The sequence below is a fragment of the Streptomyces rimosus genome (genome assembly GCF_008704655.1).
Classification (GTDB): Bacteria; Actinomycetota; Actinomycetes; order Streptomycetales; family Streptomycetaceae; genus Streptomyces; species Streptomyces rimosus.
In genome coordinates, this window is record NZ_CP023688.1 from 3,068,136 (window position 1) to 3,082,765 (window position 14,630).

Consider the following 14,630-nt stretch of genomic DNA (forward strand, 5'->3'; position numbering starts at 1 on the left):
ATGTCACTGCGTCCACGGCCCAACTCGGGCCGCCGTACTACTTCTTGAGTTGGTGGGTGGGTCAGCCGGCCATCCGCCGGGACGCCTCTTCGAGGCGCGCCGCGATGCTGCCGTTGATGACCTCGTCGCCGATCCGGACCTGGACGCCGCCGAGGACCTCGGGGTCCACGTCGAGGTTCAGGTGGACCTGCCGTCCGTACACCGCCGCCAGTGCCGCGCCGAGGCGCTGCCGCTGCGTGTCGCTGAGCGGGACCGCGGAGGTGACCACCGCGACCATCCGGTCCCGGCGCGCCGCGGCCAGCTTGGACAGGGCGTCCAGCCCCGCCTCCAGGCTACGGCCCCGCGGCTGTGCGACAAGCCGGACCACGATCCGCTCGGTGACCGGGTTGACCCGGCCGCCCAGCAGCGAGCGCAGCAGCTCGGCCTTGGCCGGGCCCTGTGCGGTGCGGTCGGTCAGCGCCGCGCGCAGCTCGTGCGACGAGGCGACGATCCGGCCGAACCGGAACAGCTCGTCCTCGACGTCGTCGAGGGCGCCCGCCCGCTGCGCCGCGACGAGGTCGGCGGAGTACGCCAGTTCCTCGGTCGCGTCCGCCAGGTCGCGCGAGCGCGACCAGCGGGAGCGGACCATGCCGGAGAGCAGGTCGACGGTCTCCCCGCCGACCTGACCGCCCAGCAGACGCCCGGCCAGCCCGGCCTTGGCCTCGCCGGCCTGCGCCGGGTCGGTGAGGACCCGACGCAGCGACACCTCGCGGTCGAGCAGAGCGGTGACGGCAGCCAGCTCCTCGGCGAGCTTCGCCGCGTCGACGGAGGTGTTGTCCGTCAGCGCGTCGAGCTGCTCGCGTGCGGAGGCCAGTGCCTCGCGGCTCGCTCCATTCATCGGCCGGCCTCTGCCTTCGTCGAGTCCGACGCCGCCTTGGCCTCGAGCTCGTCGAGGAAGCGGTCGATGGTCCGGCTCTGGCGGGCGTGGTCCTCCAGGGACTCGCCGACCAGCTTGCCCGCCAGCTCCGTGGCCAGCTTGCCCACGTCCTGGCGCAGCGACTGCGCGGCCTGCTTGCGGTCCGCCTCGATCTGGGCGTGGCCGGCCGCGATGATCTCCTCGCGCTGCCGCTGGCCCTCGGCACGCATCTCGGCGATCAGCGTCGCTCCCTGCTCCTGCGCCTCCTGGCGCAGCCGGGCGGCCTCGTGGCGCGCGTCGGCGAGCTGGGACCGGTAGTCCTCCAGGACCTGCTGGGCTTCGGCCTGTGCGGCCTCCGCCTTCTCGATACCGCCTTCGATCTTCGCGCGGCGCTCTTCCAGAACCTTGTTGATGTTCGGGAGGAGCTTCTTGGCGAGGAAGCCGAAGACGATGAAGAAAGCGACCAGGCCGATGACCAGCTCTGGAATCGGCGGGACGAGGGGGTTCTCAGGAACCTCCGCCGCCATGTTCACCAGGGCGCTCACATCAATGCCTTCCGTCTAAGTGGCGTCGTCGGTGCGTTCCGTGATTAGGACGGGTACGCGTAGCCCATGACGATGCCGATGAGGGCGAGCGCCTCGCAGAAGGCGAAGCCCATGATCTGGTTGGTGCGGATCAGGCCGGCCGCCTCGGGCTGACGGGCCAGGGCCTGGGTGCCGTTACCGAAGATGATGCCGACGCCGACGCCGGGGCCGATGGCGGCGAGGCCGTAGCCGATCGAAGCGACGTTGCCCTTGAGGCCGGCGGCGAGTTCGAGAGTCGCGGACATGCCGTGTCTTCCTTCTCTTTCATGGACCGGTGGGGGTTGGCCACCGGACGTCTGGTGGGGACTGCTGGGGTACCTGGGGGCTCAGTGGTGCTCGGCGAGCGCGCCCTGGATGTAGTTACAGGCCAGGAGCACGAAGATGTACGCCTGAATGGCCTGGATGAAGAGCTCGAAGGCCGTCATCACGATGGTCATGAGGAACGAGACGCCCGCGTAGGCGATGCCGATGCCGTTCAGCAGGTACCAGCTGGCGACGGTGAACATCAGGATGAGCATGTGGCCCGCGAACATGTTCGCGAACAGCCGGACCGCATGCGTGAAGGGCCGGATGATCAGGTGCTGCAGCAGCTCCAGGAACATGATCAGCGGGAGGACCCAGCCGAGCGACTTGTCGTAGCCGGTGAGGTTCTTCAGACCGCCGACGAAGCCCTGGCGCTTGAACGTCAGCACGAGCCAGGTGATGTAGACCACCAGGGCCAGACCCATGGGGAACGCGATGACCGATGTCACCGGGAACTGGGCGACCGGAATGATCGACCAGAGGTTCATGATCCACACGAAGAAGAACAGCGCGACCATGAAGGGGACGAACTTCTCGCCCTCCTTCTTGCCGAGCGCGTCGTAGACGAGCCCGCGGCGCACGAAGTCGTAACCCGCCTCACCGATCATCTGCAGCTTGCCGGGCACCACCTTGGCGCGGCCGAAGGCGGCCCAGAAGAACGCCACGATGATCACCGTGCTGAGCAGGGCCAGCAGCATCGGCTTGTTGAACTCGTAGCCACCGATGGTGAAAAGGGGCTCGAAGACGAACGAATGAAGGCCCGGGGCCTCGAAGCCACACCCCGGGATGAAGAGGTGGCACTCCGTGTCGAGGGCGAGCATCGTTTCAGCACTCACCGCGAGCTCCTTCAGCGTGGCGCATGGGTACGGCAACCTCGTTGTGTCGGCGCGGCATTGAGCCACGGTGCGGCACTGGACTGGTCTTACGGATTGGGGGGCGGCTGATCGGCGCGGGGCCGGTCCGGATCACAGGCGTGGGCCGTGCGCGCAACCGGTCCCCTGACTCGGGACCTGGAAGCTCGGCCGCCTGCGCCGACTGCGCCGCAGTTGGCACCGGACGATAGCAGGCTCTCGCATGGGCTTTTATTCCGGCCCTACGGGTCACGTCCGCGACCCCGCGGTTTCCGCCTTCTTGGACTCGGCGGATTCGGGATTCACGTAGAGAATCCTTGCCTTCATATAGCTGCGGGCCTGGAAGGCGATCCACACCAGGACCGTCGCGAGCAAGGTGAAGGCGAACGCCCTGACGTTGAAGAGCGTGGTGTCCTTGAACGCGATCATGAAGATCGCGACCGCCAGGATCTGCACGGCGTACAGCAGCAGCCCCATCATCTGGAACAGATCCGGCAGCCGCTTGGCGGTCTGCTGGAGAATCACCAGGCCGGACCCCATCAGCAGCAGCACCAGCACCGTGCCGATGGCAGCACCGATCGCGCCCTGCCCGCCCGCGACCACAGCGCTGATCACGACACCGACGGCGCCGGTGGCAAGCGAGGGCACGGAGACATTGGCAAGTAGGCGGGCGTCAGTGGACTGCATGGCGGCGCTCCGTCAGGAAAAAGGGGGTGTTGTCGTCAGGGACGAGCGTAGACCCGGCCTGAGGGAGAACCTGAGGCCGAAAGACCGTCGCACTCCGGTCCTTCGGCTCTGTTGCCGGGTTTCGTGAACGGTATCACAAACTATTTGATGAGGTCTTTACCTGCTCGGTGTGCTACCCGTCACACGTGAGCGGTAATCCGCGCGTTGGAGCGAGACACCGCGCCGTTCTGTCTGCTATGGGACACGTTTGGGGTAATTTTCGAACGTCGCTCTTAGGGGCGAGAACGCGTCTCAGCGATGACTTCCGGCCTTGCGGCGGTCCGTGAAGCGCGACCGGTCACCGATCGCGGTGGCCCCGTTGATGCCCGCCGGCACCGGCTGCCGCTCCCGTTCCGGAGCCCCCTGCGACGCCCGTTCCCCGGCCTCGCCGATCGCCGCGCTCTCCTCCGCCGCGGCGGCCACGGCCGCCGCCTGCACCGTGCGCCGGTACCGCGGCGGCACCATCCACTCCATCCAGCGCGGCGCCCGCGGCGTGAACCGCGGCAGCAGCAGGAGTACCAGCCCGATCGCGCTCAGCAGCACGATGCCCATCACGACCCACACGCTCGCGTTGTTGACCGAATACGCCACCGCGCCGAAGGCGATCAGCGCCGACCAGAAGTACATGATCAGGACGGCCCTGCTGTGCGAGTGGCCGATCTCCAGCAGGCGGTGGTGCAGGTGGCCGCGGTCCGCGGCGAACGGCGACTGGCCCTTCCACGTACGGCGCACGATCGCCAGCACCAGGTCGGCGACCGGCACCGCGATGACCGTCAGCGGCAGCAGCAGCGGGATGTAGACCGGCACCATCGCATGGGTGGCCTCGCGGACACCGCCCGCCTTCAGGTTGAGCAGGTCCGGGTCCACCTGGCCGGTCACCGAGACCGCGCCGGCCGCCATGACCAGGCCGATCAGCATCGACCCCGAGTCGCCCATGAAGATCCGCGCCGGGTGCATGTTGTGCGGCAGGAAGCCCAGGCACATGCCCATCAGGACGACGGAGAACAGCGTCGCGGGCGCGGCGGCCTCGATGCCGTACCCGAACCACATCCGGTACGCGTACATGAAGAAGGCCGCGGCGGCGATGCACACCATGCCCGAGGCCAGCCCGTCCAGGCCGTCCACGAAATTCACGGCGTTGATGGTGATGACGACCAGAGCGACCGTCAAAAGCGTGCCCTGCCAAGGGCTCAGCGAGACCGTGCCGATGCCCGGCACCGGAATCCACAGGATCGTCAGGCCCTGAAGGACCATCACACCGGCGGCGATCATCTGACCGCCCAGCTTGACGAGCGCGTCCACGCCCCACTTGTCGTCCAGCACGCCCAGCACCCAGATCAGCGCCGCGCCCGACAGCAGCGCGCGCGGCTCGTTGGAATGCTCGAAGACCGACTTGAGGTTGGTGAGGTGGGCGGCGACCAGCAGACCCGCGCACAGCCCGCCGAACATGGCGATACCGCCGAGGCGCGGGGTGGGTTCGCGGTGCACGTCGCGCGCACGGATCTCCGGCATCGCACCGGCGGCGATGGCGAATTTCCGTACCGGCCCGGTCAGCAGGTAAGTGACCGCGGCCGTGACGCACAGCGTCAGCAGGTATTCACGCACGGGCTGCCCCATTGGTATCGCTGGCCATCACAGCCACACACCATATGCGTGTCCGCCCCCTCTCCGTGCACGTAGGGGAAGACATTGCCGTTGCCCGGATGGTTGCAGGGGGCTAGGTGAGATCGGGATAAGGAGGGAAGCGCCGGACCAATGCCGCGGTCTTCGCGCGGGCTGTCGGGTCCTCCCGGACGGCCGCCGCGATCAGCGCGCCGACGTACGCGGCCTCCTCCTCGCCCATGCCCTGGGTGGTCAGCGCGGCGGCCCCCAGCCGCAGGCCGGGACGGCGGCCGGACGGGTCGTCCGGGCACGGCAGGGCGCAGGTGTCCAGCACGATGCCCGCCGCCGCGCAACGCCCTCTGGCAGTACGGGCGTCCACGCCCAGCGGCGCCGGGTCGGCGGTGATCAGGTGGGTGTCCGTACCGCCGGTGGTGACCGGCAGCCCCTCCTCGGCCAGTACGGCGGCCAGCGCCCGCGCGTTGGCGACCACCTGCCGGGTGTAGGCGGCGAACGCGTCGGTGGCGGCCTCGGCGAAGGCGACGGCCTTGGCGGCGACCGCGTTCATCTGGGCGCCGCCCTGCGTGAAGGGGAAGACGGCCCGGTCGATGCGCTCGGCCAGCTCGGCGCCGCACAGGATCATGCCGCCGCGGGGGCCGCGCAGCACCTTGTGGGTGGTCGCGCACACCACGTCCGCGTACGGGACCGGGTTGGGCGCCATGCCCCCCGCGACCAGCCCGATGGGGTGTGCCGCGTCCGCGATGAGGTACGCGCCCACCTCGTCGGCGATCTCGCGGAAGGCGGCGTAGTCCAGGTGCCGCGGGTAGCAGATCGAGCCGCAGACGATGGCCTTCGGCCGGTGGGTGCGGGCCAGCTCCCGTACCTCGTCGTAGTCCAGCAGCCCGGTGTCCGGGTCGACCCCGTAGCCCGCGAAGTCGAACCAGCGGCCGGAGAAGTTGGCCGGCGAGCCGTGGGTGAGGTGCCCGCCGTGCGGCAGCGCCATGGCCAGGACGGCATCGCCGGGGCGCAGCAGGGCGGCGTAGGCGGCCAGCACGGCGGACGAGCCGGAGTGGGACTGCACATTGGCGTGCTCGGCGCCGAACAGCGCCTTGGCGCGCTCCACGGCGAGCCGCTCGGCGAGGTCCACGACCTCGCAGCCGCCGTGGTGCCGGGCGCCCGGATACCCCTCGGCGTACTTGTTGGCGAGCGGGGAGCCGAGGGCGGCCAGAACGGCCCGGGAGGCGAAGTTCTCGGCGGCGACGAGCTGCAGCCCGTCGTCCTGCCGGGCCACCTCCGCCAGCAGCACCCCCGCGACCTCGGGGTCCTGGTCCAGCAGCCCGGCGAAGTCGGGCGTCCAGGGCGGCGGCGGATCGCCGGTCTCCCCCGCCCCGCGCCCGGCGGCCGTCCGCCGGGCAGCCGTGGTCTCGCTCCGGGATGACGCGGTGGTGGCGGGCATGGCGTGCTCCGGGCCTCGTACGGGAACGTGCTCCCAATGTAGGCGCGGGGGGCCGGATGAGCGCGGTGGAGGGCGTGGGGGGCGGCAGTGGGGTTACGGGGTGGGGGGCCGGTGGCGGGGTTACGGCCCGGTACGGGCGGGCGGGGGCTCGGGCGGGGCGGGCGGGTGAGGGGCTCGGGCCGGGCCGGTCGCGCTCCTCCTGGAGACGAATCGAACGAGATCATCCCCCCGGCGGGGGCTTACCCAGGGGTGACGCGAGCGAAGCGTCCGAACCGACGGCGGGCCACGCCCCGCCTCCCCGCACCCCGGCCCCGCACTCCCGCAACGCCCCAGAAGCGCCCCCTCAGCGCCCCTCCAAGCCACCAGGAGCGACTCCCACGCCCCGGACGGCCTCCGGGTCAGGCCCGCGCCGGAACTCCCGTCAGCGCCGTCACCACGGGGTCCAGCGCCTGGTTGATCTCGTCGCCGATGGAGCGGAAGAACGTGATGGGCGCGCCGTACGGGTCGTAGACCTCGTCCGCCTCCGGGTTCGGCGCCAGCAGCCAGCCGCGCAGCGCGGCGGCGGCGCCGACCAGGGCGCGGGCGCGTTCGACCAGGCCGCCGCCGGGCAGCGCCGGGTCGGGCTCGGGCAGCGTCGCCGGGTCTATGGCCCGTACGAGCCGGTTGAACTCCTTGAGCGTGAAGGTGCGCAGCCCGGCCGAATGGCCCATGGAGATGACCTGCGCGCGGTGGTCGCGGGTGGCGGTCAGGACCAGGTCGGCGCGGATGACGTGCTCGTCCAGCAGCTCGCGGCCGGTGAAATCGGCCGGATCCGCTCCGTAGTCGGCCAAAACCGTGGCGGCGTGGGTCTCCATGGGCGCGCCCTCGTGGCCCCAGGTGCCGGCGCTCTCCACGATCAGGCCGCCGCGGTCCGCGCCCAGGCGCAGGTCGAGGGCGTGCCGGTGCAGCCGCTCGGTGATCGGCGAGCGGCAGACGTTGCCGGTGCTGACGTGGAGGATGCGGAAGGTGCGGTAGGTGTCCTCGCCGGGTCCCGCTATGCCACGCCCGAGGGGCGCAATCAATTCGCCACCTCAAGCCCAGGGGCCACCTTGCGCAGCTCCTCCGCGCTGATCGCGCCCGCGCGGAGCAGCAGCGGCGTGGGGCCGGTGACGTCGACGATCGAGGACGGTACGGCGGCGGGGGTCGGACCGCCGTCCAGGTAGACGGAGACGGAGTCGCCGAGCATCTCCTGGGCCGCGTCGCAGTCCTGCGGGGACGGGTGGCCGGTCAGGTTGGCGCTGGAGACGGCCATCGGGCCGAACTCGGTCAGCAGCTCGATGGCGACCGGGTGCAGCGGCATACGGACCGCGACCGTGCCGCGGGTCTCCCCCAGGTCCCAGGTCAGCGACGGCTGGTGGGTGGCGACCAGGGTCAGCGCGCCGGGCCAGAAGGCGTCGACCAGCTCCCATGCCTGCTCGGAGAAGTCCGTGACGAGGCCGTGCAGGGTGTTCGGGGAGCCGACGAGCACCGGCGAGGGCATGCCGCGCCCGCGGCCCTTGGCCTCCAGCAGGTCACCGACGGCCTGGGCACTGAACGCGTCCGCGCCGATGCCGTAGACGGTGTCGGTCGGCAGCACGACCAGCTCGCCGCGACGGACGGCCGATGCGGCCTCGCGCAGACCGGTCGCGCGGTCGGTCGCGTCGCTGCAGTCGTAACGCCGTGCCATTTAACGGACCTCCTCGTGCGGAACGTACAGATGACTCGTGGGGACCGGGCTCGTCATGGCATCGCCCTGCGCGCGGTGGCGAAGCGGGGCCGGTTGTTCAGGTCGGGGTGGTCGGCCGCGTCGGCCCAGCCCCGCTCCTCGGTGAAGATCCACGGAACCTGGCCGCCCTGGGTGTCGGCGTGCTCGATGACCACGACGCCGCCGGGCCGCAGCAGGCGGTGCGCGGTCCGCTCGATGCCGCGGATGGTGTCCAGGCCGTCCTGGCCCGAGAACAGCGCGAGCTCGGGGTCGTGGTCGCGCGCCTCGGGTGCGACGTACTCCCACTCGGTCAGCGGGATGTACGGCGGGTTCGAGATGACCAGGTCGACCTGGCCGTCCAGCTCGGGGAGCGCGGTCAGCGCGTCGCCCTGCTGGAGAACGACGCGGGACCCCTCGACGTTCTTGCGCGCCCACTGCATGGCCTCGTCGGACAGCTCCACGGCGTGCACGCGCGAGCGCGGCACCTCCTGCGCCAGGGCGAGCGCGATGGCTCCGGAGCCGGTGCACAGGTCCACGATGAGCGGTTCGACGACGTCCATGGCCCGTACGGCGTCTATCGCCCAGCCGACGACCGACTCGGTCTCCGGGCGGGGTACGAAGACGCCGGGGCCGACGTGCAGCTCCAGGTAGCGGAAGAAGGCGCGCCCGGTGATGTGCTGGAGCGGCTCGCGGGCCTCGCGGCGCGCGACGGCCTCCCAGTAGCGGGCGTCGAAGTCCGCGTCGGCGACCCGGTGCAGTTCGCCGCGTTTGACGCCGTGGACGTGCGCGGCGAGTTCCTCGGCGTCGAAGCGCGGTGAGGGCACGCCGGCGTCGGCCAGCCGCTGGGTGGCCTGCGCCACCTCGGCGAGCAGCACGGTGCGGGGGCTGGGCCCGCGGCGGGGCCGCTGGGGGTCGTGACCCCCGGAAGGCGACGGCACGCTGTTCCTCCGGCTCGTTCTACGGGCGTTCTACGGGCTTACTGGGCGGCGGCCAGCTTGGCGGCCGAGTCGGCGTCCACGCACGCCTGGATGACCGGGTCGAGCTCGCCGTCGAGGACCTGGTCAAGGTTGTACGCCTTGAAGCCGACCCGGTGGTCCGAAATGCGGTTTTCCGGGAAGTTGTACGTCCGAATGCGCTCGGAGCGGTCGACGGTGCGCACCTGGCTGCGCCGGGCGTCCGACGCCTCCTTCTCGGCCTCCTCCTGGGCGGCGGCCAGCAGCCGCGAGCGCAGGATGCGCAGGGCCTGCTCCTTGTTCTGGAGCTGGCTCTTCTCGTTCTGGCAGGAGACGACGATGCCGGTGGGCAGGTGGGTGATGCGCACGGCGGAGTCGGTGGTGTTGACCGACTGGCCGCCGGGGCCCGAGGAGCGGTAGACGTCGATGCGCAGGTCGTTCGGGCCGATCTCGACCTCGACCTCCTCGGCCTCGGGCGTGACGAGCACACCGGCCGCCGAGGTGTGGATGCGGCCCTGGGACTCGGTGGCGGGCACCCGCTGGACGCGGTGCACCCCGCCCTCGTACTTCAGGCGGGCCCATACGCCCTGGCCGGGCTCGGTGGCCCCGTTGCCGCCCTTGGTCTTCACGGCGACCTGGACGTCCTTGTAGCCGCCGAGGTCGGACTCGTTGGCGTCGAGGATCTCGGTCTTCCAGCCGACGCGCTCGGCGTAGCGCAGGTACATGCGCAGCAGGTCGCCGGCGAACAGCGCGGACTCCTCGCCGCCCTCGCCCGCCTTGACCTCCAGGATGACGTCCTTGTCGTCGCTGGGGTCGCGCGGGACGAGCAGCAGCCGCAGCTTCTCGGTCAGCTCCTCGCGGCGCGCTTCGAGGTCCTTGACCTCGTCGGCGAAGTCCGGGTCGTCGGCGGCCAGTTCGCGGGCCGTCTCGATGTCGTCGCCGGTCTGCTTCCAGGCGCGGTACGTCGTGATGATCGGGGTCAGTTCGAAATAGCGCTTGTTGAGCCGCTTGGCCTCGCGCTGGTCGGCGTGGACCGCGGGGTCGGCCAGCCGCTTCTCAAGATCGGCGTGCTCGCCGATCAGTTCCTCGACCGCCTCGAACATCGTGGGGGTTCCTCACCTGGCTGTGTCTTCCGGGTTGTCCCGGGGGTCCCGGTTGCCGGCACCTGTGCGGCCGGTGGCCGCGGCCACGGATCTCCGGCGGGGTCCGTGGCCCGGACGACAAAACGCCGGTCCGGCCGCCCCTCGACAGGGGCGAGACGGAACCGGCGCCTTGCGGGACGCTACTTCTTGGCGGAGCCGGCGGCCTTGCCGAAGCGGGCCTCGAAGCGGGCCACGCGGCCACCGGTGTCGAGGATCTTCTGCTTGCCCGTGTAGAACGGGTGGCACTCGGAGCAGATGTCGGCACGGATGGTGCCGCCGGCAACGGTGCTACGGGTGGTGAACGACGCGCCACAGGTGCAGCTGACCTGGGTCTCGACGTACTCCGGGTGAATGTCGCGCTTCAAGGGAATCTCCTAGGTTCGGGAGGGCTCCGGGTCGTGGCGCTGATTGCGTCACGTGAACCGGGACCGACGGTCCAGTCTGCCAGGACGGGCCGCATCTCCCAAAACCGGGGTGGTCCGGGAAGTATTCCCGGGGGTTTGCGGGGGGTGCGGAAGGCCGCCGGTACGGCGTCCCGGCGGCCCTGGGGAATCGATTCGGCTACTTTACGTAGCTGGCGGTTCCGCCCTTGTCACCCGCGGAATCCTTGATCGCGTCCTTGGGGATGTCCTGGTCCTGGCGCAGCGCGTCCCAGACCTGCCGGGACTGCTTGTCCAGCGGCAGCACCCGGGACGGGTCCTTCTTGTCGTACGTCACCGGCAGGGTGACCATGTCGATGCTGTCCGACCCGATGCCGCCCATCTCCTTGGCCAGGCCCATCAGCGCGTTGACCGAGTTCAGGTCGGTGTCGGTGGTGATGGCCTTGGTGGCGGTGTCGGCGATGCCGTAGAGCTTCGTCGGGTTCGACAGCAGCCCGATGTTCTTGACCTGGTTCATCAGGGCCTTGATGAACGTCTGCTGGAGCTGGATGCGGCCCAGGTCGCTGCCGTCGCCGCCGGGCACGCCGTGCCGGGTACGGACGAGGCCGAGCGCGTTCTCGCCGTTGAGGGTGTGCTTGCCGGGCTCCAGGTCCAGGTGGCTCTTCTTGTCGTGGATGGGCTTGGTGGTGGTGATGTCCACGCCGCCCAGCGCGTCGATGAGCTTCTTGAAGCCGGTGAAGTCGACCTCGACGAAGTGGTCCATGCGGATGCCGCTCATCGACTCGACGGTCTTGACCGCGCAGGCCGGGCCGCCGACCTCGAAGGCGGTGTTGAACATGGCCCGGCGCTGGCCCGGTACGTTCTTGCCGTTCTTGGTCGTGCAGTCGGGGCGCTGGACCAGGGTGTCGCGCGGGATGCTGACGACGCTGGCCTTCTTGTGGCCCTTGAAGATGTGCACGATCATCGCGGTGTCGGAGCGGGCGTTGCCCTCGTCCGTACCGTACGAGCCGTTCGCGCCCGCCCGGGAGTCCGATCCCATCACGAGGATGTCCATCGACCCGTCGTCGTTGTCCTTCGGCCGGTCCTTGCCCAGGGCGGCGTTGATGTCGACGCCCTTCAGGTTGCCGTTGAGCTTGAAGTAGACGTACCCCAGTCCGGCGCCGCCCAGCAGCACGCAGCTGACCAGCGCGCATATGGTGATCGTCAGGACGCGGCGGCGCCGGGTCGGCCCCTTGCGCCGGCGGCCCGTGGCACGTATGCCGCGGGAGCGGCTCTTGGCCGGGTTCGCGGCCCTGCTGTCGTCCGCCATCTGCTCCTCAGTCCTCGTTCGCTCGGCTGCCCCTCGCCGCCACTGCTGGGCCACGGTTTGTTGCGCCTTGAAAGACGGGGGGCTGCCCGGAAGGGTTGCACAACGGGATTGAGCGCCATTCTTAGAAACCGCCCGGCCCCCGAGCGGCGAAAAAGTCGACTTTTGCCCGGTGACCAGGACTTTCGTCCGGGACCGGAATGCGGAACGGCGGCTTCCGCCGGGGATGTCCGTGTGCGCAAGGCAACAATCTGCGGGATTCCCGGCCCAGCACGAAGCCCTCCCGGTCACCGATGTGACCAGGAGGGCTCAGCCGTGCGGCCACGGCCGCGTCCGGCGCCCGTACGGGCGCCGGCGGGCCGTTCTCAGGAGACCGGCGTCAGTCGTTGCCGTTGCCGTTGCCCATGCCGGGCGTCGTCTTCTGGATCTGGAGCAGGAACTCCGCGTTGGACTTCGTCTGCTTCATCTTGTCCAGCAGCAGCTCGATGGCCTGCTGCTGGTCCAGGGCGTGCAGCACCCGGCGCAGCTTCCAGACGACGGCCAGCTCGTCGCTGCCCATCAGGATCTCTTCCTTGCGGGTGCTGGACGCGTCCACGTCCACCGCCGGGAAGATGCGCTTGTCCGAGAGCTTCCGGTCGAGCTTGAGCTCCATGTTGCCGGTGCCCTTGAACTCCTCGAAGATCACCTCGTCCATCCGCGAGCCGGTCTCGACCAGCGCGGTGGCCAGGATGGTCAGCGAGCCGCCGTCCTCGATGTTGCGCGCCGCACCGAAGAACTTCTTCGGCGGGTAGAGCGCGGTCGAGTCGACACCACCGGACAGGATGCGTCCGGAGGCGGGGGCCGCGAGGTTGTACGCACGGCCCAGGCGGGTGATCGAGTCCAGCAGGACGACCACGTCGTGGCCCAGCTCCACCAGGCGCTTGGCGCGCTCGATGGCGAGCTCCGCGACGGTGGTGTGGTCCTCGGCCGGGCGGTCGAAGGTCGAGGAGATGACCTCGCCCTTGACCGACCGCTGCATGTCGGTGACCTCTTCCGGACGCTCGTCGACCAGGACGACCATCAGGTGGCACTCGGGGCTGTTGCGGGTGATCGAGTTGGCGATCGCCTGCATGATCATGGTCTTGCCGGTCTTCGGCGGGGCCACGATCAGACCGCGCTGGCCCTTGCCGATCGGCGCGACCAGGTCGATGATGCGCGGCGTCAGCGCGCCGGGCTCACCTTCCAGGCGCAGCCGCTCCTGCGGGTAAAGGGGCGTCAGCTTGCCGAACTCCGGTCGCCCGCGGCCCTGTTCGGGCGCGACGCTGTTGACGGTGTCCAGGCGCACCAGCGCGTTGAACTTCTCGCGCCGCTCGCCCTCGCGGGGCTGGCGGACCGCGCCGGTGACGTGGTCGCCCTTGCGCAGGCCGTTCTTGCGGACCTGGGCGAGCGAGACGTACACGTCGTTCGGTCCCGGCAGGTAGCCGGAGGTCCGGATGAACGCGTAGTTGTCGAGGATGTCGAGGATGCCCGCGACGGGGATCAGCACGTCGTCCTCGGAGACCTGCGGCTCGTTGCCGAAGTCGTCCCGGCCGCGACGGCCCCGGCGGTCCCGGTAGCGGCCGCGGCGGCCGCGGCGGCCGCCCTCGAAGTCGTCCCCGTCCTCGTCGGCCCGGCGGTTGTCACGGTTGTCGCGGCCGTCGCGGTTGTCGCGGTTGTCGCGCTGGCGGTTGCCGCCGCCCTGCTGGTCGCCGCCGTCGTTGTTCTTGTTGCGGCGGTCGCGCTGGCCGCGCTCGCCGCGGCCCTGGCGGTCGCCCTTCTGGCCGCGGTCCTGACGGTCCCCGCGGTCCTGGCGGTCGCCCTTGCCCTGGCGGCCCTCGGCGCTGTCGGCGGCGGCCTCGGCCTTGCCGTCCTCGCGCTGCGCCGCCCGGGTGTCGGCCTTCGCCTCGGCCTTGGCCTCGGTCTTCGCCTCGCCGGCGCCCTCGGGGCTGCCCGCGGCGGCGGTGGCGCGGCGCCGGCGGCGCTCGCCGGTGGGCTCCTCGCCGGTCTGGCCCGGGATGTCGATCTGCTGCTGCCCGGCGGCCTGGTCGGCGGCCTTCTCGGCCGCCTTGTCCGCGGCCTTGGCGGCGCCGTCCTCGCCCGTACGGGCCTTGGAGGTCGTCCGGCGCTTGGGCTTGGTCTCGGTCTCTGCGGGCGCGTCGCCCTTGGCGGAGGCGGCGCCGGCGCCCTGGGCCTGCTTCTCCTTGATGACCTCGATCAGCTGGCTCTTGCGCATCCGCGCGGTGCCCTTGATACCGAGGCTGGAGGCGACCTGCTGCAGCTCTGCCAGGACCATGCCGTCCAGGCCGGTGCCGGAACGGCGGCGCCGCGCAGGCGCGGCGGGAGCGTCCGTGGCGGGCGCGGTGGCACTGCCATCGGTGCGTACGCCCATCAGATCGGTGGTGTCGCTCACGAAGGGTCCTTCCCTGGAGCGGGCGTCGGCCTGTCTGGCTCGGCGACCGGTTGTGCTGTCCGGCTGCGGTCCCGTACTCGCGGACCTGGCCGGGGCGGTGGTCCCGCCTAAACGGCGGAGAGATCAGTGCGTGGTTCCGGCGCGAAGAGATGTCTGTGACTCATGTCCGTCACGCCGATTCCGGAGCGTGCTCGCTTCTGCTCAGGCAACTGCTCCAAGCAGTTTGGGAAGCTCCCGGAAGAAAGGTGGTCCCGGAAGGGGACACGGAGTACCGCGCCGCAGAG

14 protein-coding genes are annotated in these 14,630 nt (G+C 70.5%); all 14 read right to left on the minus strand.

Going from position 1 to position 14,630, the window contains the following annotated elements; all coding sequences use genetic code 11:
• Window positions 1-61 precede the first annotated feature (61 nt).
• Window positions 62-877 carry a F0F1 ATP synthase subunit delta gene (locus CP984_RS12460; RefSeq protein ID WP_003981312.1) on the minus strand — a complete coding sequence of 272 codons (816 nt, stop codon included), beginning with the start codon at window positions 875-877 and terminating at the stop codon, window positions 62-64.
• Window positions 874-1,440: a F0F1 ATP synthase subunit B gene (locus tag CP984_RS12465; protein ID WP_003981313.1), complete on the minus strand. Its 567-nt coding sequence runs from the start codon at window positions 1,438-1,440 to the stop codon at window positions 874-876. The genes CP984_RS12460 and CP984_RS12465 overlap by 4 nt, the downstream gene beginning before the upstream one ends.
• 44 nt (window positions 1,441-1,484) lie before the next feature.
• Window positions 1,485-1,724: an ATP synthase F0 subunit C gene (atpE, locus tag CP984_RS12470; RefSeq protein WP_003981314.1), complete on the minus strand. Its 240-nt coding sequence runs from the start codon at window positions 1,722-1,724 to the stop codon at window positions 1,485-1,487.
• A gap of 81 nt (window positions 1,725-1,805) precedes the next feature.
• Window positions 1,806-2,603 (minus strand): F0F1 ATP synthase subunit A, encoded by a 798-nt coding sequence (atpB, locus tag CP984_RS12475; protein ID WP_003981315.1) that lies wholly within the window; start codon window positions 2,601-2,603, stop codon window positions 1,806-1,808.
• 279 nt (window positions 2,604-2,882) lie between these two features.
• Window positions 2,883-3,320: a hypothetical protein gene (locus CP984_RS12480; protein ID WP_003981316.1), complete on the minus strand. Its 438-nt coding sequence runs from the start codon at window positions 3,318-3,320 to the stop codon at window positions 2,883-2,885.
• A gap of 291 nt (window positions 3,321-3,611) precedes the next feature.
• The gene (locus tag CP984_RS12485) at window positions 3,612-4,976 is read right to left on the minus strand and encodes an MraY family glycosyltransferase (RefSeq protein ID WP_003981317.1); all 1,365 of its coding nucleotides are present in this window, start codon (window positions 4,974-4,976) and stop codon (window positions 3,612-3,614) included.
• A gap of 100 nt (window positions 4,977-5,076) precedes the next feature.
• On the minus strand, window positions 5,077-6,414 hold the full coding sequence (locus CP984_RS12490; RefSeq protein ID WP_003981318.1) for a serine hydroxymethyltransferase: 1,338 nt from the start codon (window positions 6,412-6,414) through the stop codon (window positions 5,077-5,079).
• A 398-nt stretch (window positions 6,415-6,812) separates the two neighbouring features.
• A complete protein-coding gene (locus CP984_RS12495; protein WP_003981319.1) occupies window positions 6,813-7,475 on the minus strand; it encodes an arsenate reductase/protein-tyrosine-phosphatase family protein in 663 nt (220 codons plus the stop codon).
• Complete coding sequence (locus CP984_RS12500; RefSeq protein WP_003981321.1) at window positions 7,472-8,119, minus strand: L-threonylcarbamoyladenylate synthase; 648 nt, start codon at window positions 8,117-8,119, stop codon at window positions 7,472-7,474. Before CP984_RS12500 ends, CP984_RS12495 begins: the two co-directional genes overlap by 4 nt.
• Before the next feature lie 53 nt (window positions 8,120-8,172).
• A complete protein-coding gene (gene prmC / locus CP984_RS12505; RefSeq protein WP_030185709.1) occupies window positions 8,173-9,012 on the minus strand; it encodes a peptide chain release factor N(5)-glutamine methyltransferase in 840 nt (279 codons plus the stop codon).
• Window positions 9,013-9,113: 101 nt separating this feature from the next.
• A complete protein-coding gene (prfA, locus tag CP984_RS12510; protein ID WP_003981325.1) occupies window positions 9,114-10,193 on the minus strand; it encodes a peptide chain release factor 1 in 1,080 nt (359 codons plus the stop codon).
• Between the two features lie 179 nt (window positions 10,194-10,372).
• Window positions 10,373-10,597 (minus strand): 50S ribosomal protein L31, encoded by a 225-nt coding sequence (rpmE, locus tag CP984_RS12515; RefSeq protein ID WP_003981327.1) that lies wholly within the window; start codon window positions 10,595-10,597, stop codon window positions 10,373-10,375.
• Between the two features lie 196 nt (window positions 10,598-10,793).
• The gene (locus tag CP984_RS12520; protein ID WP_003981329.1) at window positions 10,794-11,921 is read right to left on the minus strand and encodes an LCP family protein; all 1,128 of its coding nucleotides are present in this window, start codon (window positions 11,919-11,921) and stop codon (window positions 10,794-10,796) included.
• Window positions 11,922-12,297: 376 nt separating this feature from the next.
• The gene (gene rho / locus CP984_RS12525; protein WP_003981331.1) at window positions 12,298-14,346 is read right to left on the minus strand and encodes a transcription termination factor Rho; all 2,049 of its coding nucleotides are present in this window, start codon (window positions 14,344-14,346) and stop codon (window positions 12,298-12,300) included.
• Window positions 14,347-14,630 lie beyond the last annotated feature (284 nt).